Below are 25,763 nucleotides of genomic sequence, written 5' to 3'. Positions count from 1 at the left end.
TTTTTATGAGTTTAATTAACTGCGATTACAAAATCACTACAAACAATCAATCAGTGGATAAGCACAGTACTTTTTTACCCACAAGAACAAGAGACGCGACTACTTTTTTTTGGGGTGTTGCTGAGCCTCTTTGCCCACCTGCTGCTCAACTTTTGCCTCAGGCTTCTTCCCGTTCAAGCCAACATGTAAAGAACGAACCTACTCTCTTGCCTTCATTATTACCGTTGGAACCATCTGAAGACACTCCAAGGCAAGGAGAAGAAATAAAAAGGAGGAAACTACTCTCTAATAGCATCAAATATATAGGACCTTTAAAAGCAGGCCTCCCTGAAGGAATCGGTAAACTTACCTACGAAATGATCAACGAAAAAACCCACGCTATATTTTCTACCACTTACTCCGGCGAATTTCATGAGGGAAGATTAAACGGTCAAGGATTGATTGTTTACGGGAATGGAGATAAGCTAACAGGAAATTTTCAACATAACTCATTAGTAGGAATAGGGAAGCTGGTCAGACGAGATGGAAAAGCATTTTCTATCCTTCAAAATCCTAATCACAGTTATTTGATAATAGAACCGCTGGATTTAACTAAAAGCTGATTCTCTCATAAATAAGATATTTTCCATTTACGGAAATAAGCTTATTTTAATACGATATCTGTGCATCAAGCGGCCATGGCGGAATTGGTAGACGCGCTAGATTCAGGTTCTAGTAGGGGCAACCCTGTGGATGTTCGAATCATCTTGGCCGCAATCCTTAAGCTAAATTTTTATCGATTGAGTGAGGATGTATTACCCTTTATCTCCCCAAGTAGCTATTGTCGCTAATGGCGAAATTTCTTCTTATTCTCAGACCAAGCACCTTCTTTCTTCTTTTTCAAAGATTATAGCCGTAGATGGGGGCTTAAAACATTGCCAGAAAATGGGAATCACTCCTTGTTTTCTGATCGGAGATTTAGATTCTATAGAAAAAGAAATGCTTGAACAATATGCAGATCTTCCCCTTTTAAAATATCCTGAAGATAAAAATGAAAGTGATTTAGAACTAGCAATCCATAAGCTTTTAAGGGAAAAAGTAGAATCTATCGCTTTATTTGGTGTATTAGGAAAGCGCAGTGATCATCTCCTTTATACCTTGCATCTCCTGTCTCGCCATCCTTCTCAGCTTATGATAGAATCGGAAAAGGAGACCATTTTTTGTTTACAAGGACGCAACCGGATTAAGACGTTTGCGGGACAAACGATCTCTTTAATGCCTTTATCCCCTGCCTATGGCATCCAAACTCAGGGCCTTAAATGGGAGCTGCAAAATGCTGATTTTGATAAAGAATTTATGAGCTTATCGAATGTATGTAATAGCCACTCCGTAGAGATTAATATACTCTCTGGTGATTTAGTATGCTTTCTTCATAAAACCTTCTAATTTCTTTAAATAGATTAGATTTTTTCTTTCTGCATCTAATCGGTTTCAAAAAAGTTTATGCACCAAGGTAGCTTTAAATCAAATGTTGCTTGAAAACATTCATGTCATCGATTAATTTAGTTGATTGATTTCTCTTACAACCCCCATCTTGATAAATTTAGATGTAATAAATGCCAGTGATTAGGATTTTTGCATGGTTTCATACAACAGAAAAAATATTCGCAACTTTTCTATTATTGCTCATATTGACCATGGAAAGTCAACGATTGCTGATAGATTAATAGAACTTACCCATACAGTCTCAAAGCGAGAGATGCAAGAGCAGCTACTCGATGATATGGATCTTGAAAGAGAACGAGGCATTACTATTAAAGCTCACCCTGTGACCATGAATTACCAAACTGAAAATGGCCAAATTTATCAAATCAACTTAATTGATACACCGGGACATGTCGACTTTACCTACGAGGTTTCACGATCTTTAGCGGCTTGCGAAGGAGCTCTACTAGTGGTAGATGCAGCCCAAGGCGTCCAAGCTCAAACTCTTGCAAATGTTCATTTAGCGATTGAACGTGACTTGGAGATCGTACCTGTCCTTAATAAAATTGATCTTCCCAGTGCAGATATAGAAAGTGTAAAACAACAGATTGAAGATGTGATTGGCCTAGATGCTTCCCATGCTATCTGCTGCTCAGCCAAATCAGGAATAGGGATTGAGACCATCTTAGAACGTATCATTAGCGATGTTCCTGCTCCTAAAGAACCTGTCGATGATCTACTCCGTGCCTTGGTTTTTGACTCTCATTACGACAATTATCGAGGGGTTATGGTTTACATTCGTGTGATTAGCGGAGAAATTCGTAAAGGCTCTGCAATACGCATGATGGCTACTCATAAAGCTTGTGAAGTTTTAGAAGTAGGAAAATTTACTCCCTCTGAAAAACCTGTGGAAGCTTTAATGCCAGGAGAGGTGGGATACATGATCGCCAACATAAAAAAAACTTCCGATGTTAAAATTGGGGACACCATTACTTTGCAAAAACATCCAGCTCCCGATGCTTTGCCAGGCTTTAAGAATATCAGCCCTGTAGTATTCGCAGGCATATATCCTATTGACTCTACAGATTTTGAAGCTTTACGCGATGCTTTGGAAAAACTTCAACTTAACGATTCCTCTTTGCATATTGAACAAGAAAGCAGTATGGCTTTAGGCTTTGGCTTCCGCTGTGGTTTTCTAGGACTTTTGCATTTGGAAATTATATTTGAACGCATTCAACGTGAATTTGATTTAGATGTTATTTCTACAGCGCCTAGTGTTATTTACAAGTTCCATTTAAATGACACCTCCATTAAAGAAATCGATAATCCTGCTCACTATCCAGACCCTACTCACATCGATTATGTAGAAGAACCGTGGGTAAAATGCCATATTATGATTCCTGGGGAATACCTAGGCGCAATCATGAATTTGGGAATGGATAAAAGAGGCAATTGTCTTAAAACAGAAACTATGGATGCACGCCGGCTTCTAATTACCTATCGTTTTCCTCTTAATGAAATTATTACCGATTTCAATGATAAGCTTAAATCCATCACTAAAGGATATGGATCTTTTGACTATGAATTTGATGGTTATGAAAAAAGTGATATCATTAAATTAGAAATTCGGGTCAACGAAGAGCCTGTAGATGCATTTTCATGCTTAGTGCATCGCTCTAAAGCAGAATCGAAAGGAAAAGCTATTTGCTCTAAACTCGTTGAAGTTATCCCCATGCAGCTTTTCAAAGTACCTATTCAAGCAGCTATTGGTGGGAAAATTGTTTCGCGAGAAACTATCCGCGCCCTCACCAAAAACGTGACAGCTAAGTGCTACGGAGGCGATATCACCCGCAAGCGCAAGCTGTGGGAGAAGCAAAAAAAGGGTAAAAAACGTATGAAAGAAATAGGTAAAGTCAATATCCCCCAAAGTGCTTTTATGGAAGTTTTAAAAGCAGGAGATTAATCGATCATTAAAAAAGAGTTAATATGCCACAGGTGATTTTGATTGGTGCACAATGGGGGGATGAAGATAAAAGTAAAATTATTGATATGCTTACAGCCCAGGTTAAGCATGTTATCCGCTCTCAAGGTGGCAATAACGCAGGCCATACAGTTGTCCTTGATCAGCAAGAATACAAATTTCATTTAATCTCCTCAGCTATTCTCCATTCACATACGCATTGCTATATAGGTGCTGGCACCGTCATCGATCCTGAAGTACTCCTGCAAGAAATGGAGGATTTAGAAAGTAAGGGTGTCCAAATTAAAGGACGCCTATTAATCTCGCCTTCTGCCCATATTATTTTTCCTTATCATCAAATGCTAGATTTTCTTCTTGAGCAAAAGAAAGGCGAACGTGCTATTGGTACCACCGGTCGAGGAATTGGGCCTTGTTATGCTGATAAAGCCCAACGTTTAGGCATTCGCATGGGAGAACTTGTGCGTCCTGATATTTTCGGCAAATTGCTAAAAAGCATTCTTCAAGTAAAAAATGAAGAGCTTACTAAGCTTTTCGGCGTCGAAAAATTAAATGAGGAGGAAATTTATAAAAAATATAGTCGTTATGCGGAGCTTTTAAAACCTTTTGTGGCAGAAGTGGAAGGGCTTATTCACCAAGCTATAGATAATAAGGAAAATATTTTGTTCGAGGGAGCTCAAGGAACTTTCCTAGATACTTCTTTAGGAACTTACCCTTATGTCACATCTTCCTCTACCATCGCTGGAGGCATCTGTGCCGGCGCCGGAGTAGGCCCCACCTGCATCGATCATACCTTGGGCGTTGTTAAAGCCTACACTACACGTGTGGGCAACGGACCTTTTCCTACAGAGTTTCAAGAAAACGAAAGTTTTTTAAATCATCCTATCACGAGTGAATACAGCAATGCAGTAGGGCGTAGAAGACGGATTGGATGGTTTGATGCAGTGCTAACGCGAACGGCTGTACACATAAATGGCATTGACTCACTAGCAGTGACTCAGCTCAATAGGCTAGATTATTTAGATTCTATTAAAGTTTGCGTAGGCTATCAAATTCATGGAGTGCGCATCAATCATATTCCTTACCTTAGCGAGGATCTAGATAAGATTATCCCTATTTATGAAACTATGCCAGGCTGGAACGCCTCCACCAGCCAAATTACCACTTATAAAGAATTACCTCAAAATGCTCAAAAATACCTGTCAAAAATTGAGCAGCTTTGTAGAGCACCGATTAATATCATTTCTTTAGGGCCTCAACGAGAAAAAACCCTTATTTTAAAAGACTTATTTTCAACCAAGGAAAAGGCAGCTTGCAAGCATGCTTAAATAGAACTTATGAATATTTTCGTGAAAAACAACTATTATACTCTTGAACAAAAGGCAAGCTTAGATCCTAAGCGTATTCCTCAGCATGTAGCTTTTATTCCAGACGGTAATCGACGCTGGGCCAAGCGACAGCAAATGAGATCCATAGAAGGTCATCAAGAAGGCTCTGATAATCTGATTGAAATTGTAAAAGCAGGAAAAGAACTAGGAATAAAAAATTTTACTTTTTACCTTTTCTCTACAGAAAACTGGAGCCGTCCTCAAGAGGAGATCGATGCCTTGATGTGGCTTTTGCATACTTATTTAATCGAGCAGCAATCTTTCTTTGTGGAAGAAGGGACACGTTTATGTACCATTGGAAATACTGCTGCTTTGCCAGAGTATGTACAAAAAACTATAGAGGAAACCCGACAAGTTACGGCCCACTGCCAAGAAGCGGACCTAATTTTTGCCCTAAATTATGGAAGTCGCGATGAAATCAAACGTGCTGTACAGTCTATCGCGCAAGATATAATCCATAAAAAAATTACTCCTGAGCAAATCTCTGAAGAAATTATTTCCCAATATTTAGATACGGCGCCCTGGAGTGATCCAGACTTACTTATCCGCACGAGTGGTGAATTAAGATTAAGTAATTATTTACTATGGCAGCTCTCTTATACTGAAATATTCTCCTCAAACGTATTATGGCCAGATTTTACTCCTTATCATCTTTTAGAAGCATTATTAAACTATCAAAAGCGTGAAAGGCGCTTAGGGGGCGCATGAGTAACCTTCAACACCGTCTTCTTTTGGGCAGTATGACCACTCTTTTTGCTATTTTGCTGCTTTGGTTTTCCCCCTACCTATTTTTTCGCCCTATTTTTGCTTTAATCTTAGCTACTTTCGTTACCCTTGCTGCCGCTGAACTTTTTCACTTAGCTAAAAGTAAAAACTACCAGCCCCTTACGAAAATAGGCTTGGTAGGCTGCTTTTTGTACACCCTTTCCGTATATGTGAGTACCCAATATGGTCAAGCTCAAATTCTCCCCTACATTGTTCTTATATTGATTGTATGGATTTGCTTTTTTTATTTTTTTAAAACGGGCGATAAGCCCTTGCTTAATATCTCCATTACCCTGCTTGCATTAATGTATGTAGCCATTCCTTTAGCATCTTGGCTCAACATTGCCTACTTTTTTCCAGAACACTCTCCTCAAGAAGGACGGTGGTGGCTAATCTACTTATTAGCTGTTACAAAAACAACTGATATAGGGGCTTATTTTGTGGGTAGCCTTCTGGGCAAGCATAAAATGGCTCCCTACTTAAGTCCCAAAAAAAGTAACGAAGGAGCAGTGGGAGGACTTTGCTGCGGGCTAGGGGCAAGCTTTACTTTTTATTGGATAAGTGCTCACATTCCTTTTCAGATTACTCTTTTTCAATCCCTGGCATTAGGAATTTTATTAAGCACGATGGGGCAGATAGGAGATCTTGCTGAATCTTTGCTAAAGCGTGATGCTGATATTAAAAATAGCAATCAAATCCCTGGACTGGGTGGTATACTAGATATGCTCGATTCGCTAGTCTTTACTTCTCCTATTGTTTATATTTTTCTTGAAATTCAATCTGCATCTAGCTAAATGCAGGAGTACAGGAGGTTTTGTATGATTATTACCATTGATGGTCCTATTGCTACAGGCAAAAGTACAATTGCTAAGACATTAGCACGCGAGATTGGCTACATTTATTTCGATACAGGAGCCATGTATCGTTGTCTAACTTATGGTGTTTTAAAGAAAGATATCCACATCGATGATCGTGAGCAACTTAATGACTTTCTCCATGCCTTTAAATTTGATATCAAAAGTAGACATGGAAAAAAACATTACTATGTAGGAAATGAGGACGTTACCGATGCTATTCGCCTCGATAAAGTTACTTCTCATGTATCTAGCATCTCGGCTATCCCTATGGTACGCGATAAGTTAGTGGCTATGCAAAGGGAACTTGCTATAGGAGTAAATGCGGTCTTTGAGGGAAGAGATATGGGTACGATAGTTTTTCCTAAAGCCGAAATAAAAATATATTTAACAGGACGTCCTGAAGTACGTGCTAAAAGAAGATATGACGAACTTAAAAGAAAGTATCCTGAAGAAACAAAGGACCTTACGATTGAAAAATCCCTTGAAGATCTTAATCGACGAGATCATCTCGATTTAACTCGCGAAATATCCCCTCTTAAACAAGCTCCTGAGGCTCTCGTGATTGATACTTCTGATTTAAGCATCCAAGAAATTATTTTCAAAATCCTAGAATTTAAAGATTTAAACATACAAGTTTGATGATCTAAATAATGAGCAAGCAAAATTTAAATACAGTTCTTAAATTAAACACCTTACTTTTATTCCTGATTTAAGATAGCTTAATAAAATAAAGGCCAAGCTTAACGTCCAAGTAGCAGAGAATAAGAGGAGTAAGAAAAATTAAGATTTTTTTGGATAAAGGAGATTAAAGCTGAGAAGAGTATTTCCTTCGAGGGATTTTCTTTTGCTATATAGCTCATCTTCTTAAGGACAGCCTATTAATTTTTATAGAAAACGGATCATTTTCTATTTTTTCCACCTTTTTTCTCCCACCGATGGTTAAGATTTTTTTGCCGCAAAATTTAGAGAAGTTAAAAAGGGTCCTCATAGGCTTTAAGCAAAAAAGCCTATTTTTATATTAATAATTTCAGCTTATTTTCTTACTTTTTCTTTCTAAATAGGCAAACAAAACAATAGATTGTCTTCAATTTTTTTTAAGTTAAACAGCGTGGATACTTTATCTTCCTTTTTAAAAAGCCGGTATCTATCATGTCGCTAAGCATTAAAGTCTTTATTGCCTTAAGCTGTTAACATTTTAATTTGAGCTACAAGCAAAAGTTAAATTTTCTATAATCCTTTAATGTTTAAATCCTCTTGATAAATAGGAGGGATTTATTTAGGATGCAAACATATATATACCTTCACTATTTGTTGGCATGAAATTTTTTTATCGCTCAGTTTATCTCTGTACTAAAAAATTTTTTTTATTGTTATTTCGCCATCAAGTGTATGGAAAACACCACCTCCCTGCCGGGCCCTGCATTCTTGCTCCTAACCATGCTTCTTTTTTAGATCCTCCTCTTGTAGCTATTTCATGCGATGAGGAAGTCAACTTTCTTGCAAGAGGAACTCTTTTCAACAATGCAATTTTTAAAAAGTTGATTTCTCACCTAAATTCTTATCCTGTAGGTGGCATCTCGCAAGATATAAGCTCGCTTAAATTAATTCTTCAATTATTAAAAGATAGTAAAAAAGTAGTGATTTTTCCTGAAGGCAAGAGAACTTCTAACGGACACTTACTTCCCATAAAGCCTGGCATAGGAATGCTTGCCGGCAAGAGCCAGTGCCCAATTGTACCTGTCTATATTCATGGTACCTATGAAGCCTGGCCAAAGAAAAAGTGGATACCTAGGTTGAAAGGACAAACAGCTTGTGTTTTCGGTAAGCCTATCTATTGGGAAGTGTATAAAGATCTGCCCAAGAAAAAAGCACAAGAAGAAATTTCAAATGCTATCCAAAAATCTCTGAAAATGTTAAACTTTTGGTATTTGAATGGTGCACTAGGAGAACCGCCTTAATGTAGTACGCCTAGCATTGTTTTCTTTTGGAAAATAAATGCCTATTGCATATAAACTAACAGATGGTTTTTAAACTAACCGTAATTTAATTTTTTTTTAATTTCAAAGGGGTAATTTTTATGTCTACATATTTGGTCACACCTTTTATATCAGGTGAATATCCTAATAAAGTTATCAAATGGACTACAGAGCATTTAGAAAAGGCTAGAGAATCCAAAAATAGCAAGCAAACTTTAATAGCAGCTGGCGTGTTAGCTGCTGACACAGCTGTCCATGCTATTGCCGTGCCCTTATTTGCAATTGCTAATGTGTTTAGAGTACCTGTGAAAGTAATGTTTTCAAAGAAACCTTGGGCTATTCAGCTTCTTAATAAAACTAAGCTTGCTAGCCCTAAGAATGTAGCCAAATTAGCCCTTCGTGTACTAGCAACTGCTTTTGCAACTTTGGCCACCTTGGTTATGTCTTTCATCAAACCTATAGAGGCTACACGAATTCATGAAACGCTAAAAATCCTTCCTAAGAAAAAAGCTGCCCCTTCAAAAAACACTGAAGAGACTGCAGGTAGCCAAGAAGAAGGCCATGTTGAAGGTAGCGAGGAAGAAAAACAGCCAATTTCTATGAAAGAAGAGATAGCTGCTAGAGCTTATGACAAGCATGAACACAATGTAAATGCGATAGAAGATCGTGAAACACCAGCAAATCTAAAGCCAGAGGAAGGTGTGATTGCAGCTAAGTTTATTGATACGCAAGAATTATCAACAAAAGTGCAACAGGTAACTCATAAGACAGCTGTTGAAAACTCAGAAAAAGCTAAAGAGGAAGCAGAGCTAGCTACTCAACCGAAAGTTGGCTTTAATGAAGAGCTCATAGCTAAAGCTAAAGCCAAGCATGCTGCAGCAGTAGAGGCAGTAGCTGAATTAGAAGAAAAAAATGGAAAAGAAGAAGCTGTAGCAGAAGAAAATGCTGTGGTAACTGCAGAGGCAGGTATTCCAGAAGCCCCTCAAGCACCAACAGCCGACAAAATTGAAAGCTAAAACCTTTGAATTTAATTTAGATTTATTGCTGAGATAGCACATATTAAAGGGGTTTAAAAAGGGTAACCTTTCTAAACCCCTATTATTTTGCTTGCAAATATCTTTTCTTCACTCTTTGTTTATCAAAAAAAGTTTTTCTATAATAGGTCTTTTAATCACCCCATTCCTAAAGATTACCTAAGCTTGGATCTTCAATAACCTGGAACGCAAGATTTTGTTTAAGTAAGAGTCAAAGAAGCTTCCCATTCTCTAAAATTTTCCTTGAAAGCAGCTTTGAGCTACCCTTCTCGTCCTAAGCAAATCTATAAAGGCAGGATGAATACCCCTCTAGTTATCCAATAATACTAAAGGTCAACTAAAAAAAAGATCTCTTAATCTATAAGCTTTCTGCTTCTCGACTCTATATCTTAATTTTCTCTTTTTAAATAGCGCTTGCTTTTCTTAGAATCAATGCATAGGAAAATTAAGGGATAGGCTATAAAATAGGTTAAAGAGAATTATAGGCGATCATCCAAATAGTCTCCTATTTTTTTTAAGATCTACGTATGATTATATATTTTAAGCGTTATAGGAAGTAGAGCTTACTTTACCGCCCGTACCTGTCCAATTCGTGTGAAAAACCTGGCCGCGCGGATGATCTAGGCGCTCATACGTATGGGCCCCAAAGTAATCACGTTGGGCCTGTAATAGATTGGCTGGTAAGTTAGAACTGCGATAACCATCATAAAAAGCAAGGGCAGTGCTAAAGCAAGGAGTGGGAATGCCGAGCTCTACAGCTTTAGCTACTACCCGTCTCCAATCGCTTTGTGCTTTAGCTAATGCATTTTTGAAGAAATCATCTAATAGAAGGTTTTTTAAGGTAGGTTTTTTCTCATAGGCATCCTTAATATTGTTAAGAAACTTACTGCGAATGATGCACCCTCCTCGCCACATGAGAGCCACCCCTCCAAAGTTAATCCTCCAATGATAATCTCTAGCTGCCTGCTGAATAAGCATGAACCCTTGGGCATAGCTAATGATTTTAGAAGCATATAAAGCTTGTCTAATACTCTCAATAAATGCTTCTTGATCTCCCTCATATAAAGGGGAAGGTCCCGTCAAAATTTTACTAGCTTCAAGGCGCTCTTCTTTAATAGCCGATAAACAACGCGCAAAAACAGCTTCTCCGATTAAAGTTAGTGGCATCCCCAATTCTAAAGCATTTATGACAGTCCACTTACCCGTACCTTTTTGCCCTGCTACATCTAAAATTTTATCTATCAAAGGCTGGCCATCTTCATCGACCTGTTTGAAAATAGCACTTGTAATTTCAATTAAATAACTGTCTAATTCTGTTTTATTCCACTGAGCAAAGACTTGCGCTATCTGCTGAGGATTCAACCTTAGAGCATGCTTTAAAAGGCTATATGCTTCGCAAATCAGTTGCATATCACCATATTCAATTCCATTGTGGACCATTTTAACATAATGACCTGCACCTTCATCTCCTACCCAGTCGCAACAAGGTTCACCATTGTCAGCTTTGGCACTAATAGATTGAAAAATATTCTTTACTAAGGGCCAAGCCTCAGGATTTCCCCCTGGCATGATTGAAGGGCCATGCCGCGCGCCTTCTTCCCCCCCAGAGATTCCACTGCCTATAAAGAGAAGACCTTTCTCTTTTAAAGATTGGGTGCGTCGATTGGTATCGCTAAAAAGGCTATTTCCCCCATCAATAATGACATCACCTGGCTCTAAATAAGGAATGAGCTGCTGAATGCACGCATCCACAGGCTCACCTGCTTTTACCATCAAAATGACTTTTCTCGGACGCTTTAAAGATTGGCAAAATTCCTGGATAGTAGGAGCACCTATAATTTTTGATCCTTGGGCAGAGCCATTTAAGAAGCTGTCAATGGTGGCGCGCGTACGATTATAAACGGTAACAATGAAGCCATGATCATTCATATTAAGAGCCAAGTTTTGACCCATGACTGCTAATCCAATTAAACCAATATCCGCTTGCCCCATAGATTTTCCTCCCTTAAGTGATTTTTTCGTAGTTTAGTGCGAGAAGAAATGAATGTAAAGAGCAAGTGCAAGAAAAAGCAAAAGAGTTGTCCTCGGCGCGATTCGAACGCACGACCTGTTGCTTAGGAGGCAACCGCTCTATCCTACTGAGCTACGAGAACATATTCTTCAGCATAGAGAATGTAAGAAATTTTGTAAAGTAAGCATTGGAAAGAGGGCACTTTGTTACTTTATTTAAGGAAAAATGATGCATAGTTATCTTCTTTAAAAAAAGCCCTTCTTAAGGCAAAGAAACAGCGCGCTCGTTTAGATAAGCTTCCACCCCTTTGGCAATACCCCAAGCAATCTTCTTAATATAGGCTGGCTCTTTAATCTTATTCATTTCCTTTTCATTCGTCAAAAAGCCTCCTTCAATCAGTACAGCAGGCATCTTTGTCTCTCGAATGACTGCAAAATTTCCCTCTTTTACTCCACGGGATTTAGCTTTCGTGGCTTGTATTACCTGCGTTAGAATAGAAGAAGCTAATTGACTAGATTGCGTTGAACGCTTTTTATTTATATCTGATTTATAGTAAAAAATTTCAATGCCATCGGCTTGCTTGGCCGGCGCGGAGTTATAATGCACGCTTACAAACAGATCAGCGCCTTGATCATTTGCAAAATTTGCTCGCTTCTGCAAAGAGATAAATTCATCATTTGAACGTGTCAGCCTAGTTTGATAACCCATCTTTTGCAGAAACTCATTTAAAGCTAAAGAGGTAGTGAGGTTAAGAAATTTTTCATGGTATTTGGGTTGGGATAAAGAACGAGTACCAAAGTCATCTCCGCCATGACCGGCATCTATTACAATCAATGCAGCTTTAGAAAGCCTAGGCCTTTTAATATTCTTTAGAGGTGGGTTTATGCCCCTTTTATTCTCAAAGGGAAACTGAGCTACAGGGGCGGAATGCACAGCAGGTTGGCTAGAAAGCTCTTTGGAAGGGCATCTACACCCTCCAAGGCTTAGCAACAAAAAAATCCATAGACAATTTCGAAAATTTTTTATCATAAATTTATTTTTTTATCATTTTCATCTTTATGTTTTTCCAAACATATTTGAGCAGCAATTTTTCTATCGTCAAATTCAATGGTTTTGTAGGAAAAAATTTGATAGGCTTCATGGCCTTTACCGGCAATAAGAATCACATCCGCTGGCTTAGCCATGTAGATTGCTTTTTTAATAGCCTCGTATCGATCCACTTCTACTTCCCAATTCTTTTGATTAAACCCTCGAGCAATCTCCTGGCAAATAGTTTGAGGATTCTCAAAGCGTGGATTATCGGAAGTCACAATACAATAATCGGAAAATTTCTCAGCCACTTGTGCCATTTTTGGGCGTTTAGAAGCATCCCTATTTCCTCCGCATCCAAATACAGTAATAATTCGGCCCTGCTTAAATTCTTGCAAACATTCTAAAACGTTTGTAAGAGCATCATCCGTATGAGCAAAATCAACAAATATATTTAACCCTAATTCATTAAAGACCGCTTGCATGCGACCTGGAACGGCTGGAAAAGAGGCTATAATCTCTACCAATTTTTTCAAAGGCTCTTTTCTTACGAGGCCTACGCAGATAGCGGCCAAGCAATTATAGATATTGAAACGCCCTACTAAAGGACAGTGGCAGGCGACTTCCTCCCCAGCATAGCCGATAGTAAAGTCTGTACCAAAAGAGGTTAGGACTATGTTTTTAGCTTGTACATCTGCAGCAGCGCTTAGCCCGTAAGTCAGAATTTTAGCTCTACAGCCTTTTACCATCATTTGATGCCAAGGGCTATCGATATTAATCACTGCCGTGCAAGGAAAGTTATTCCCTGTCTTATTTTTCTCAGGGTTTAAAGTTTGAAATAGTTTTTGCTTAGCTTGGCAATAGTTATCCATCGATTGATGATAATCTAAGTGATCAAGTGTCAAATTAGTAAAAATGGCCACATCATATTCAATATTTACTGCCCGGCCTTGATCTAAAGCATGTGAAGTTACTTCCATGACCGCAGCTTTACAATTTTGCAAAACCATCTCTCTTAGCAACTTATGGTTACTAATAACATCGGGCGTTGTGCGAGTGGCTTGGTAACGATGCTTACCTATAATATACTCAATCGTCCCTATAAGCCCACAGGGTACCTTTAAATGTTCTAGTAAATGCTTAACAAGAAAAGAAGTGGTAGTTTTTCCATTAGTACCGGTGATACCTACCATGAATAGCTCTTGACTAGGAAACTGATAATAATGAGCTGCTAAAAGAGGCTCTACTACAGGCACCTGAGGATGAATAACTTGAGTGATAAAGCGCAAGGAGGGATCGAAGATGTCGGTCAAGATAGCACTAGCTCCTGCCTCAATAGCTTCATGAATGTAGTGAGCGCCATCATTCATACGGCCTTTTTTAGCAACAAATAAATTGCCAGGAGCTACAACCTTAGAATTGGCACAAATTCCGGTTATAAAAACTTCTTTAGAGCCTTTAACTGCTTGCACGGAAATATTTTTTAATAGTTTTTTTAGTTTCATTCTCAACTCGCACTTCTCCTCGCAGCCATTTAAATCACCTAAGTTTTTCCAGGCTCTTTGTTATTCCACTTTTCATACATTTCTTTCAACTCTCTAATTTCATGCGCCCAGTTTGCTTTTTCTTGGCAACGTCTAGGATCCCCTATTGGATAACCGTAGGGATCATCCGGAGCTATACCTAAATAGGCTAAAGACCTCTTAGCTATTTCGCAAAACACTGGGGCAGCACAAGTTCCCCCATGGTGCCATGACCCTACTCCTGGTGTGTAACCATATTGAGGCTCATCTAGGGTAACAAGGAGAATAAAAGCCGGCTTATCAGCAGGAGTAAAACCGATGAAACTTGGACAATAAAGTTCATCGGAATAAGCACCGTTGACTATTTTTTTTGCGGTGCTAGTCTTGCCTGCTTCAGAATATCCTGGCACATCTGCACGTCTAGCCGTACCTCCCACCTTAGTCGTGTATTTTAAGCTTTTTACTATTTCACTACAGCATTCTTTCTCTAATACCTGAGGAAATTGCTGAATCCTGCCTATATCAGTATGATCTACAAAAATGGTTTGAGTGCCTTCTTCAGGATTACTAGCAATTTTGCGGATAAGGGTAGGTTGTACAAGATATCCTCCATTAACAAAAACAGCGAAAGCTCTAAGCAGCTGAATGCTATTTACTTGAATGTTATGGCCAAACGCTAAGGAATAGGGGGTAGAAATAGACCATTCATCTTTGCCATTAGGATGTTTTTTGCCCGGTAAAGGAACCACTCCTGCACTCTCAGCAGGAAGCTCAATTTGAGTTTTAGCACCAAAGCCAAATGTTTCGGTTAAATGATTGCGGATAAAGGAAGCCCCTAGCCGTTCAACCACTTTTTCCATTAATCTTGCTGGATAAATATTAGAGGATTTCTGAATAGCCATATACATATTTAGATAAGGGTGCATATGAGTATCTATCAAAGGCTTACCACGTCCTTTAAAAAAAGTATTGGAAGTAGGCATCATCGCGTGAGGATCGAACAGCTCACTTTCCCCTTTTTTACGCAATTCTATATTTGCTTTCAAAGCAATTGCTAGAATGATAGGCTTAAAAGTAGAGCCAGGTTCAAGTGTATCGGTCAAAGCTTTTACTTTAGTATGCTCAATCATTTGGGGATCATTGAAATAATCTTGATAATGGGGAGGATAAAAATAAGGATACTGGGCCAACGCCAATATTTCGCCACTAAAAGGATTCATCATCACTGCCCACCCCCCTTTAGCTTTAGCATTTTTTACTCCTTTTTCAAGCTCTTCTTCTGCTATAGCTTGTAAACAATGGTTAATGGTTAAATAAACATCGGCTCCATTCTGAGGCTTGGCAATAACTTCGCCCATTTCAAACGCATTTCTAGGAGAACGCATTAATCGCCGTTTTCCCATCCTTCCTTTAAGAAAATGATCAAAACACAGCTCTAAGCCACCTGTAGGGATTGCTTGCTTTGTAACCTCATCTCTTTGATTTTGCACTGTATGTAAAAGTTGGCCAAGTAATTTTCCAAAAGGATACGACCGTTGATAATCACTGGCAAAAAAAAGAGCATTGCGGGCAATTTTATTTCGTTTAGCATAGGGCATCCACCAGTCTAAAATTGCATCACGGGTTTCTTTTTCTAGCCACATCTTTAACTTTCTATTGCGGCTTCTATATCCAAATTGTTCACATAGATGAGAATGTTCTTCAGCAGGAAGATCAAGGATTTGGATAAGCTTTTGTGCAATTTCAGCATGATGCTGAGAAGGAATAGATTCAACGTCTACATGCAAATGAAATTTAAGAATATCGACGACAAAAGCTTGTTCAATTTCAGGATGGGCTCTCTGTATACTTGTATTAGAGATAAATCTTCCACGCAAGAAAGGTTCATTAACAACAAAATAATGCTGCCGATTAGCTAGGTGCGTCCATTTTTCTCCTTCGGCGATTTGCAGCATATAAAACTTAGCCACAAGTAAAGAAAATAAAAAAATGATAAAAAAGGCAACAAACAATAGCCTTCTTCGATCACTGGCCTGAGGAGGAAGTGGAGGTCGTACAGGCATTAAGGCCAATTCTCCTCTTGCAAATCAGCGAAGTCTTTGCCTGGAACTGGCGAGGTTAAAGGTAAAACAATGACTTGCGAATTATAAGCAAATTTTAAAGCACTAAATTCGGGCATCCGCATCAGCTCCATAAGATGAATGGGACTTTCAAATTGATCAATCTCATATTTTAAACGGTTATTTTCTTCATGAATTGTGCGCACTTCTTTAGCTAATGAAGGAATTGCCATACGCAATTCTGTTAATTCATTTTGCTTAAAAATATAAGTATAAAGAACTAGACCGGCAAGCACTACACATATAAAAAGCTTTATAATCAACCCTTGAAAATTACTTTCGCATCTTTTCATATTTTTTCAATCACTCTTAATTTTGCACTACGGCTTCGAGGATTCAGGTTTATCTCTTCTTCGCTAGCTACTAAAGGCCTTCGGGTAAGAATATGTGCTTCAGGAGCCTTATCCAAAAACATACCGCCCACCCCTGATGTTTCATATTTATCGCTTGCTGCAAATCTAAAGAAATTTTTTACTAAGCGATCTTCTAGACTATGAAAAGTTATCACCGCTAGCCTTCCGCCAGGAGTTAAAAGTGAAAGTGCATCGGGTAAAATTTTTTCCAAGACCTCTAACTCTCGATTAACGGCAATACGTAAAGCTTGGAAAATAAGAGTAAGCGGGTGGATACCTTTTTTAGCCCGATAACGTAAAGCTGGTAGAAGAGCCTTCACTAAATCTTGGGTAGTTTTTAAAGGTTTTTCCTGGCGCACTTTTACCAGAATGCGTGCGGCTGTATGCCACTGCTTTTCTTCCCCCCACTCGCGAAATATTTTTCCTAATTCTTGTTCGGACCAAGTATTTACAATCTCTTCAGCAGTCAAATTATGTGAAGGATCCATTCGCATATCTAAAGGCCCTTCCTTAGAAAAGCTAAAACCTTTAGAGGCGGTATCAAGCTGCATGGAGGAGACACCCAAATCTAAAAGAATGCCATCTATGGGGACAGAATAAGCAGAGAGGCTAGATCTCATGTGAACAAAGTTAAGCTTAATAAAATCAATTTTCGATTCCCAAGTTATCAATCGGCTTTGGGCTATAGCTAAAGCTACCGGATCTTGATCGAGCCCAATCAGCCGCTTAATTTCTGGATGAGCTTGCAAAAGAGCAGCCGAATGGCCGCCAGCACCCAAGGTGGCATCAATAAAACCGTGAATTGTTTTATCTGCAAAAAAACTTAAGAATTCAGGTAACAGAACGGAAAAATGAGGAGAAGACGACATGAAAAAACATCCTTAAAGTTTTTTTATAGAATGCAGGCAAAAGATTAGGGGAAAATATTAATCTACACAGGGCAATATTTTTAAACAATTAGCATACGATTAAAAAGCATTTATATAAAGCATTTATACTCCATTAGCTATTCATCCAATTGTCAAGTTTTGCTAAATAATTTTAAACATGCTAGAATAGTATTTGGGGCTTAAAATAGGATGAATTATCTGCTTGTAGGCTCTTACGCTGCAAGGCTATCATATAAAAAAAGAGTGAGTTTCTATGGCAACGATTGATAAGTTAGACATTAGTGTCTATAATCTCTATGCGATTCGCACGCGAATGATCGAGCAGATTAACCAACAATTTCAGCTAGATCAAGCAGCCAGTATACCTGCACAATTGCAAGTTTTAGATATTTATCCTAAACCTACTGAACTGGATGTGCTGCTAGGCATTGCTCCCCTTTACACGCCCTGGGCTTATTTCTTTCCTCCTCCCCGTTTTCGCTTTATGCGCCGCTCTCCCTTCTCGTATCGTGTGATTCCCAGTTTTGGTTCATTTGATGAACAAGCCCTGCAAGAGCAAAAGCTAGAAGAAATTTTGTGTCGTACTCCTGAAGAGAAGCAAGAAAAAGAGACCTTAAAAAACTGTTTTCGCGAAATTGAAAAATTAAACAATTGGCTAAACTTTATTGTAGGTAGAGTAGGCCAGTTTTTACAAGGATAATTATGCACAAACTTAATTGGCGAGAATCTTTAGGCTGGTCGGAAGAAATTTTAGAAGAAATGCGTTCTGCCGGATATGCCTATATTCGCCAAGGCAAGTATGAGATTGCCCTGCCTTTTTTTGAAGCTTTATGTGTATTAGACCCGGAAAGTGCTTACGATGCTCAGACGTTAGGAGCTTTGTATTTGCAAAGCAATAACGCAGCTAAAGCACTTAAATGCTTTGATAAAGCTTTAAAAATTGAAGGTGACCATTCACCTACTTTATTAAATCTGGCTAAGGCTTTGTTTATGCTTGGTAAAAAGGAAGAAGGCTTAAAAGTTGCTAATATCCTTAAGAATGAAGCTAATGCCGCGATTTCTAATGTGGCAAAAGCACTTATCTTAGCACATAGCTAATTAAAAATGCTATTTACTACTCGCCTTGTAAGACTTTTTTAAGCGTATTGACCACTCTTTCAACTTCTTCTACTTGAAGATCATAGTAAAAAGGCAAAGAAAGAGCTTGAGAATAATAAGCCTCCATTTTAGGAAAATAGTCCGAAATATCTCCGCAAAGATTTATAAAGTAAGGATGCTTATAGATAGGAATATAATGAACTTGCGTTCCAATCATTCTTTCACGCAATCTATTCATCACCTGTGTGCGGGTAGTTTTATAAGCATTAAAATTAATTTGAACCACGCATAAATGATAAGCGCTGTAGGCATCGAAATTTTCTGCAAATAAATGAAGATAAGGAATTTCTTTTAGTAAGGCACGGTAAGCTTTCATCAATTGTCGCCGCTTTTCCACAAAGCTATCCAAGCGTGCCATTTGGCTCAATCCTAGGGCAGCCTGCAATTCTGTAAAGTTATAGTTACCGCTAAGATGTTGCACTTCGTAATACCAGGGTGCTGCCTCTCCTTGTAAATAAGGCGCCTCGCGTTCAATTCCATTATTCCTAAATAACTTAAGACGACGATAAAAATCTTCGCTATTTGTCGTAACCATCCCTCCTTCCCCTGTCGTAATTGTTTTGGCCGCATGAAAACTAAAGATAGTCATATCGCTCCATCGGCAAGAGCCTACTTTTTCTCCCGTAAAATAAGTAGATCCTAAAGCATGGGCGGCATCTTCAATCACTACAGTCTCAGGATTTTGAATAGCTTGATCTATTTTTTGCATATCCACAGGTATGCCAGCAAAATGGACAGGCGCAACACAAATGCGACCGCGTGAAGAAGGACGGGCAAGATTATATTCTAGCTGCTGTAAATCTAAATTTCCGCTAGAGCAATCAATATCTAAAAAGACAGGGGTAGTTCCTCGTTGTACTGCTGCTCCGGCGGTGGCTACGAACGAATTAGGTGTGGTGAGTAGAGAGTCTTGCTGACGCAAGTTTGCTGCAAAATAAGCACCCATTAAAGCGGAGGTTCCGCTATTGAAAGCAACGGCGTATTTGACCTGGCAATAATGAGCCACGGCACTTTCAAAAGCTTCCACCAGAGGGCCGCGTGTTAGATGATCGCTATTTAAAGCTTTAGTTACTTCATGAATATCAATCTGATTGATGGATGGTTTGGTATAGGGCAAAAAATTTTCTTTAGTCATAACTTTTAACAAAACCTACTAAACAGTGTTTGACAAATTGTCATCAGACAATGAAGGATATTTTTAGAGGTGTCAAGCTACAATTAAACCTTTTTAACATTTTAGCTCCTTCTTTTTTTCTTTACTGCCAGACAACCATATAATTTAATTTCTTGAAATCATAAACAAAATAAGCATGTTAACCTCTTGTTTAAGAAACGAGAAAGATCTATTCTCGAAATGTAGGGCTCTACGGATTATAAACGAGCAGGAGTCAGCTTATCTCTTTTCCTCAAAAGGCTCATGGATTTAGACTTTTTTTGAATGTTACACAAGTAATGCCGCTAGATAAACAATCCTTCTTAAATGTGATAGCAAAAATCCACACTTTAAAAATTTATATTTTAAAATAAAATTTATTAAAGTTTAATTATTAGAATATGAAAGTATTTCAAATTATTTAAAAAAATAATTACAAACCATTTACTATTTTAATGATATTATTTATCCTTTATTTCTATCGAATGTCTAGGTTACCCCTAATAAAACCAGCTCAATACCCTATCCGCAAAAGATTTATTGTTGCAAGCTGCTAGAAACCATCGCTTAAGAACATAGATCCTTTCAGCTTTTTTTCACAAATTGCTAATTAAGAGAAGGTTATAAAAACAAATTTTTTGCAACTTGGGAAGGAAATATTTTTTATTGCCGCGGTATCTGATTTTCAGCGATTTAATGCTAAATACCCCAAAAGCAGATGATAATTTTCTTGCAGGCAATGCAGCCACATGGTAGCTTTTTCCAACGAAATACCTCCAGAACATCCTGTGGAAACGTTGTTTATAACTTAAATGCAGTTTTTACAGGACTTATATTATTGTCCTTTTGTAGAATAAGAGCTTTAAAATAGCTGCTTGGCTCCCGTTAAGGGATTTTTATTTATTCCCAACGCTTGCCCCTTTGAACTGTAATTTTTGATTAAGGATCCAAACTATGTTAGTTCTTGAGACAGAAGATATTTGGACTCAATTTCTAGAATGTGTAAAAACAAAATGTTCCGCCACAGCTTTTGGCAATTGGCTCTCTCCTATTCGCGTAATAGAAAATGCCAATGACAAAATAATTCTTGAGATCCCTAACATTTTTGTAAAAGAATACCTTTTTTCCAATTTCCATAGCGAACTTTGTGCTTTTTTGCCTGTGAATGCCAACGGCGAGCCTTCTATTCAATTTAAATTGGCAACGCCAGCTAAGAGAACCTCTTCTAACCTTCCTAGCGTGCCCGCAAGCTATGCCCCGCCAGTAGAAGAGCAAACTTATGAAGTGAAGCTAAACCCTAACTACCGCTTTGAAACATTTATTGAAGGGCCTGCTAACCAGTTTGTTAAATCTGCTGCCATAGGGATTGCTGCTCGCCCAGGCCAATCTTACAATCCTCTCTTCATTCATGGAGGTGTGGGCCTAGGTAAAACGCATATTCTTCATAGTATTGGGCACTACATTCGCCAAAATAATAAGAAATTACGGGTTCAATGCATTACTACGGAAGCCTTTATTAACGACCTCGTCGATAACTTACGCAACAAATCTGTCGATCGTATGAAAAGGTTTTATCGCTCGGATGTCGATGTTTTATTAGTGGATGATATCCAGTTTCTACAAAACCGTCTGAATTTCGAGGAAGAATTTTGTAATACTTTTGAAACCCTCATTAATCAAAATAAACAGATTGTCATTACTAGTGATAAGCCTCCTTCCCAACTAAAACTCTCTGAGCGTATGATCGCTCGTATGGAATGGGGGTTAGTCGCCCATATTGGCGTACCGGAACTTGAAACGCGGGTAGCCATTCTCCAACATAAAGCCCAGCAAAAAGGTTTAGAAATTCCTAATGCAGTTGCCTTCTTTATTGCTGAACATATTTATAATAATGTCCGGCAACTAGAGGGAGCCCTTAATCGTTTAAGCGCTCATAGCCGACTGTTGAATCTTCATATTACAGAAGAATTTGTGGAAAAAACTTTACGCGAAATGCTTCAGCATGCGCCTCGTCACAAAATTACTGTCGATCAGATTTTAAAAAGTGTAGCCGCTATCTTTCAAGTACGGGTGAGCGACCTTAAAGGTTCTATGCGTACCAAAGAAGTCGCGCTCCCTCGTCAAGTAGCCATGTATCTGGCCTGTAAAATGATTAATGAATCTCTGCAAATGTTAGGGGCTGCTTTTAATAAAACTCACTCTACTCTTCTCCATGCTTGCAAAAACATTGAAAAAAAGCTCACCGCTGATGAAACTCTAAGGCGGCAAATTAGCATGGTTGAGCGCAACATTCATGCTTAGAATAAAAGCTCGCTATGAATAAACCTTGGATCCAAGGAATTACCTAACAAAAAAGCGTAGTTAAGCTCTTTTACAAATAAAATTTTGTAAATGATGGATCATCAAACAGCTTTAACCTATATAGAAAGGTTTTCATAGTGCCCATTTCATTGCCTTAAAATCTTAACAAGTTTTTAAAGACTTACAACTTTTAAGATTAGCTACTTTCCTCTAAAAATTTAAAGCAGCTGGGTTAGGACAGGTTTTACCGACACCCAGCTAAAGTTCATCTAATAGTAAATCGATCAAAAAATGGCTCCAGCTCGCGTGGATTGCCAGTTGATATATTTAATCTTTTAAAAACTTTATTCCTTAAATCCCATTTTTTCACTCCTTAAAGAACCTTAAAAAGGCTGCTTTTTAGATAGGCAATCATAAAGGGAAAAAATTTTGTTTAGCAATTAACCCTTTAACTTTAAAAGACTTATCGTAAAAATTTATGATTTTTTACCCTTTTTTTGTTTTTAAAGACCCATAGGTTTTCTCCACTTTAAAAGGTATTTTATTTTTAAAAAGATTAATTTGCAAAACATCTAAATGGTGTTGCACTTCTTTAGAAAGGTGTTCTTTATGTACGATCTCTATAAAGCTTGCTTCATTCCAACTCTCTGCAATTAATAGCTGATCACGCGTTACTTTAAATTCGAGATACTCTTTGATCATAACCTGGTTATCCGAAAGAATAGCTTTTTTAGCGTCTAACAATTTTACATTATAGATTCCTTTAGCACGCAAAATGATTTTTTCCTCCTCAAAACGAATTTCATATTTTTTTGTAGGCTTGGTAGGCGAGGAGCTTCTAAAAGAACTTAGCAGCTTTTGACCCATTAACCTTTCGTGCAGATAATTTAAAGTAGAGGGCCCATAAGCGTAAGCACTAGCCTGATGCACAAATTTTAGGACAGCTAACAAGCTAGCAAATTCTTCTCGAGGATAGACGACCTCTTGGCACATCTTAGAAAATTGTTCACATCCTTTTATAATAGCGCCTTGCATGATTCCTGAATCATTTCCATCGATAGCGAAATATTCGAGAAGGGCTTCTATCTCATGCGGCTCATATCCTAGCTGTTGCGTAAGTTTTTTAATAAAATCGGCAAAAAAGTTTTTTACTTCCGCTAAGGTTTTCAAGCTACCGTAAATCAAAAGATCTTGACGACCTGCAATAAGTTTTAATGTCTTAGATTCTAGTACATAGAGCCATTCGGTAGCTTTACCAGCCTGAGTCATTCTTGCGGAGGTAATATATTTTCCCACGCTGCCTAAATTTTCATTGAAGCTAAAAGCCGCTAAAGCATTTTTATCCGCTTGCAAATATTCATCTTTTTCTTTAAGACATTTACTTTCTCTTTCTTCTAGAAAATAGACAGGAAACTTTTTGCTGATCCACAGTTCATACCTAATACGTTCATCAATATTAGTGGCAATATTTTTTAAAGAGTTGATGATCTGCTCATACCTTAATCTAACATAATTAATGATTCCTTCATCCGTCCCCTTTTCACCCCAAGCAGCCACAGTATCCCCAAAAGCCCGTCTGAGTCCTAGATTAATTTCATTCAAGAGAGAAGCGATTTGGATAGAAGTGTCCAAATCTTTTGCCATTTTTTTAAGAGAATCTGCTTTACGATCCTCCCATTTAAAAATAATATTGCGAAGCTTGCCTGAAAAAGCAAAGTCTCTCTTCTCATTTTCAATTAAAGCCACTAATTTTTGCATCGCTTGTTGATACAAATAGAGGTTAAGGATAGGAGATCGACTCACTTGAGCAGCATCGATCCATTTTAATAGATTTTTCGCATTGGTAGAGGATTTTTTGCCCTCTACCGGAATCTTTCGATTTTTTCCTAAATCCATAAGAAAGCCTGCTAAAAGATCGACGATGATGTTATGCTCTTCAGAAGGCTTTACTTCAGCATTGAATAAAACTTCTCTGAAATCTAAGGGAGTAAGCCCAATGGAGCCTCGCTTACGAGCAGATGTAAAGGAAAAATCCTTTAAATTTCTTTCTATCATTGCCTCAGCAAGAAGTATCATTTCGCTAAGAGCTTCTTTAATAAGCTCATTTTTAGACATATCCCTATAATTTTCTTTAATAAATTGAAGATTTTCTTCTAGGCTTTTTATTCTTTCAATCCCTGCTATTTCGAGGGTAGGAAGGCTTTGGCGTTTTGTTTCCTTGCTAGCCTTATTATCAATGCGAGGATGCCTCATTAAGCTATCGCTAGAGGAAGGAGAGGGAAGACTTTTACGGATTGAACGGCTATTGAAAAAAGGTTCACCTTCTTCTAAAGAAGAATTTAAAATTTTATACTTTCCAGGCAAAGAGGTTGAAGATATAGCAAGGCAAGCAGCTTTTTCTGAGTCTGCCAGCTCTGATCGATTTTTTGCAGGGAGGCTTGTTAGCTTAATCCGAGCTTCTTCATTAACATAATACTTGTCTAGAGGATATTCAAATTGGATGCGCTCAGTTATATTTGCCTGAATGGCTTTTAAAGAATAGATAATTTCATGATAACGCATGATAAAATAATTATTGCGCTCTTCTTCTTTTATTCTATATGCTGCTTTATCTAAGCTGTTTAGCTCCCCATCTGTGCCTCTGTCAGCTTCATCTTCAAAGGTGCGATTTACACCACGGCTAAGATCATATAATATCGTGGCAAGTTGCGGCGTTGTATGCAACGTCTTTATCATTTGAATGACTGCCTGGCTTTTCACACCATCTATCCTAAAATCTGTCCGAATGGTACGGTGAGTGGCAATAAAAGCTTTTTCATCTTCTAATAATTCTATTAATGCTCCCATAGCATTTTGATAAGCAATAAGGTTTTTTACTACAGAAGGACTTATTTCTTTTAAAGCTATCCATTTAACTAAATTGGCCTCATTGGTAGAATTTTTATAATCATATCCTTCTTGTACAGGAACTTGATGATTTTTTTTCAGGATAAGAAGGCACTCTCTAAGCGTCCTAGCAATGGCATCATGGCCCTTTGAGGGTTGAACTTTTAGGTTGAACAAAAATTGGCTAAAATCACCTAGGGTCACTCCAATCGATACTACTTTCCTTGGAGAATAAAATAGATTACCATCCGAACATAATTCATTATAAAGCATTTGAGAAAGAGATTTTATTTCTGCTAAAAAGGATCTTAATTCTTCTCTACTTTCATTGCCAAAGTTGCTAACGACCAACCGAATTTTTTTTTCTAAATCCATTAAATAGCAGTTAGTATCTGTCTTAATAGAGGATGTAGAAGGTAAAAAATCTTCATGCTCTCCTTCTTTTCTTAAAATAGTATTTTGTACAGACTTAAAAGCTTCCGATACACTAGCTTTACCAGATAGGACTCGAGAAAAACTAGCGCTACGCGCTTTTTCGGTGGGGGAATTCTTTAGCTGCTCAAAAGTTACTTTTAAGTCTTGAGAATTTTTTTTATTAACTACCTTTTCTTTCAAGTACAGTTGCTGATTGGGATTACCATTAAGAATGGATTTTTCTATCCCCGGGTAAGGCGTCATGCTAGCACTCCTAAATATTAAGATTAAATAGGCGCCTTTTAGTATATTATAATCAATTATTTAAGAACAATTCTTATGAACTCTTTTGAAGCAAGAGAATGATCTAATCTCTCTATCCTATCAGATTACATGGCATTTCTTTAGATATTAATCCACCCTGATAGTAAAAGTTATATTGTGCTTTGATTTTAAAGAAGCC

The 25,763-nt window shown here is 38.0% G+C and carries 20 protein-coding genes and 2 tRNA genes; 13 read left to right on the top strand and 9 right to left on the bottom strand.

Annotated elements, in window-relative coordinates:
* The first annotated feature begins 5 nt into the window (after positions 1 to 5).
* From NEOC84_RS04970 to NEOC84_RS04925, 10 genes are all read left to right on the top strand, one after another.
* The gene (locus tag NEOC84_RS04970; RefSeq protein ID WP_166156036.1) at positions 6 to 602 is read left to right on the top strand and encodes a hypothetical protein; all 597 of its coding nucleotides are present in this window, start codon (positions 6 to 8) and stop codon (positions 600 to 602) included.
* Between the two features lie 69 nt (positions 603 to 671).
* A tRNA-Leu gene (locus NEOC84_RS04965) sits at positions 672 to 755 on the top strand.
* A gap of 34 nt (positions 756 to 789) precedes the next feature.
* The gene (locus tag NEOC84_RS04960; protein ID WP_166156033.1) at positions 790 to 1,425 is read left to right on the top strand and encodes a thiamine diphosphokinase; all 636 of its coding nucleotides are present in this window, start codon (positions 790 to 792) and stop codon (positions 1,423 to 1,425) included.
* Between the two features lie 193 nt (positions 1,426 to 1,618).
* Positions 1,619 to 3,427 (top strand): translation elongation factor 4, encoded by a 1,809-nt coding sequence (lepA, locus tag NEOC84_RS04955; RefSeq protein ID WP_166156030.1) that lies wholly within the window; start codon positions 1,619 to 1,621, stop codon positions 3,425 to 3,427.
* A gap of 23 nt (positions 3,428 to 3,450) precedes the next feature.
* Positions 3,451 to 4,770 (top strand): adenylosuccinate synthase, encoded by a 1,320-nt coding sequence (locus tag NEOC84_RS04950; RefSeq protein WP_166156027.1) that lies wholly within the window; start codon positions 3,451 to 3,453, stop codon positions 4,768 to 4,770.
* Between the two features lie 9 nt (positions 4,771 to 4,779).
* Positions 4,780 to 5,538 (top strand): polyprenyl diphosphate synthase, encoded by a 759-nt coding sequence (gene uppS / locus NEOC84_RS04945; RefSeq protein WP_166156024.1) that lies wholly within the window; start codon positions 4,780 to 4,782, stop codon positions 5,536 to 5,538.
* Positions 5,535 to 6,389 (top strand): phosphatidate cytidylyltransferase, encoded by an 855-nt coding sequence (locus NEOC84_RS04940; protein WP_166156022.1) that lies wholly within the window; start codon positions 5,535 to 5,537, stop codon positions 6,387 to 6,389. The genes uppS and NEOC84_RS04940 overlap by 4 nt, the downstream gene beginning before the upstream one ends.
* A gap of 24 nt (positions 6,390 to 6,413) precedes the next feature.
* Entirely contained in the window at positions 6,414 to 7,091 is a 678-nt protein-coding gene (cmk, locus tag NEOC84_RS04935) for a (d)CMP kinase (protein WP_166156020.1), read from the top strand.
* Positions 7,092 to 7,768: 677 nt separating this feature from the next.
* Positions 7,769 to 8,410 (top strand): lysophospholipid acyltransferase family protein, encoded by a 642-nt coding sequence (locus NEOC84_RS04930; RefSeq protein ID WP_166156018.1) that lies wholly within the window; start codon positions 7,769 to 7,771, stop codon positions 8,408 to 8,410.
* Positions 8,411 to 8,529: 119 nt separating this feature from the next.
* A complete protein-coding gene (locus NEOC84_RS04925) occupies positions 8,530 to 9,444 on the top strand; it encodes a hypothetical protein (protein WP_166156016.1) in 915 nt (304 codons plus the stop codon).
* A 558-nt stretch (positions 9,445 to 10,002) separates the two neighbouring features.
* Here NEOC84_RS04925 and gnd read toward each other — a convergent pair.
* From gnd to rsmH, 7 genes are all read right to left on the bottom strand, one after another.
* Positions 10,003 to 11,454, bottom strand: coding sequence for a decarboxylating NADP(+)-dependent phosphogluconate dehydrogenase (gene gnd / locus NEOC84_RS04920; RefSeq protein WP_166156014.1), 1,452 nt, complete (start codon positions 11,452 to 11,454; stop codon positions 10,003 to 10,005).
* A gap of 87 nt (positions 11,455 to 11,541) precedes the next feature.
* Positions 11,542 to 11,615: transfer RNA gene (locus NEOC84_RS04915), tRNA-Arg, on the bottom strand.
* 119 nt (positions 11,616 to 11,734) lie between these two features.
* On the bottom strand, positions 11,735 to 12,466 hold the full coding sequence (locus NEOC84_RS04910; protein ID WP_242678200.1) for an N-acetylmuramoyl-L-alanine amidase: 732 nt from the start codon (positions 12,464 to 12,466) through the stop codon (positions 11,735 to 11,737).
* Between the two features lie 32 nt (positions 12,467 to 12,498).
* A complete protein-coding gene (locus tag NEOC84_RS04905; RefSeq protein WP_166156010.1) occupies positions 12,499 to 14,007 on the bottom strand; it encodes a UDP-N-acetylmuramoyl-L-alanyl-D-glutamate--2,6-diaminopimelate ligase in 1,509 nt (502 codons plus the stop codon).
* Positions 14,008 to 14,045: 38 nt separating this feature from the next.
* Positions 14,046 to 16,088: a penicillin-binding protein 2 gene (locus NEOC84_RS04900; protein ID WP_166156008.1), complete on the bottom strand. Its 2,043-nt coding sequence runs from the start codon at positions 16,086 to 16,088 to the stop codon at positions 14,046 to 14,048.
* On the bottom strand, positions 16,088 to 16,438 hold the full coding sequence (locus tag NEOC84_RS04895) for a hypothetical protein (RefSeq protein WP_166156006.1): 351 nt from the start codon (positions 16,436 to 16,438) through the stop codon (positions 16,088 to 16,090). Before NEOC84_RS04895 ends, NEOC84_RS04900 begins: the two co-directional genes overlap by 1 nt.
* On the bottom strand, positions 16,435 to 17,367 hold the full coding sequence (gene rsmH / locus NEOC84_RS04890) for a 16S rRNA (cytosine(1402)-N(4))-methyltransferase RsmH (RefSeq protein WP_166156004.1): 933 nt from the start codon (positions 17,365 to 17,367) through the stop codon (positions 16,435 to 16,437). Before rsmH ends, NEOC84_RS04895 begins: the two co-directional genes overlap by 4 nt.
* A gap of 274 nt (positions 17,368 to 17,641) precedes the next feature.
* Here rsmH and NEOC84_RS04885 point away from each other — a divergent pair, with 274 nt between their 5' ends.
* Both NEOC84_RS04885 and NEOC84_RS04880 read left to right on the top strand, forming a co-directional pair.
* Positions 17,642 to 18,088 (top strand): DUF5399 domain-containing protein, encoded by a 447-nt coding sequence (locus tag NEOC84_RS04885; RefSeq protein ID WP_166156002.1) that lies wholly within the window; start codon positions 17,642 to 17,644, stop codon positions 18,086 to 18,088.
* 2 nt (positions 18,089 to 18,090) lie between these two features.
* Positions 18,091 to 18,486 (top strand): tetratricopeptide repeat protein, encoded by a 396-nt coding sequence (locus tag NEOC84_RS04880; RefSeq protein WP_039383251.1) that lies wholly within the window; start codon positions 18,091 to 18,093, stop codon positions 18,484 to 18,486.
* A 16-nt stretch (positions 18,487 to 18,502) separates the two neighbouring features.
* On the opposite strand, the gene pseC is transcribed toward NEOC84_RS04880, so the two are convergent.
* Positions 18,503 to 19,681, bottom strand: a complete 1,179-nt coding sequence (pseC, locus tag NEOC84_RS04875; protein ID WP_166156000.1) for a UDP-4-amino-4,6-dideoxy-N-acetyl-beta-L-altrosamine transaminase — start codon at positions 19,679 to 19,681, stop codon at positions 18,503 to 18,505.
* A gap of 972 nt (positions 19,682 to 20,653) precedes the next feature.
* On the opposite strand from pseC, the gene dnaA reads away from it, so the two are divergent.
* Positions 20,654 to 22,000: a chromosomal replication initiator protein DnaA gene (dnaA, locus tag NEOC84_RS04870; RefSeq protein WP_166155998.1), complete on the top strand. Its 1,347-nt coding sequence runs from the start codon at positions 20,654 to 20,656 to the stop codon at positions 21,998 to 22,000.
* Between the two features lie 486 nt (positions 22,001 to 22,486).
* Here dnaA and NEOC84_RS04865 read toward each other — a convergent pair whose 3' ends face one another.
* Positions 22,487 to 25,564 carry a hypothetical protein gene (locus tag NEOC84_RS04865; protein ID WP_166155996.1) on the bottom strand — a complete coding sequence of 1,026 codons (3,078 nt, stop codon included), beginning with the start codon at positions 25,562 to 25,564 and terminating at the stop codon, positions 22,487 to 22,489.
* Between the last annotated feature and the right edge of the window lie 199 nt (positions 25,565 to 25,763).

The organism is Neochlamydia sp. AcF84 (assembly GCF_011087585.1).
Classification (GTDB): domain Bacteria; phylum Chlamydiota; class Chlamydiia; order Chlamydiales; family Parachlamydiaceae; genus Neochlamydia.
Note: the sequence above shows the minus strand (reverse complement) of the source record. Positions and strands in the feature narration are given on the sequence as shown.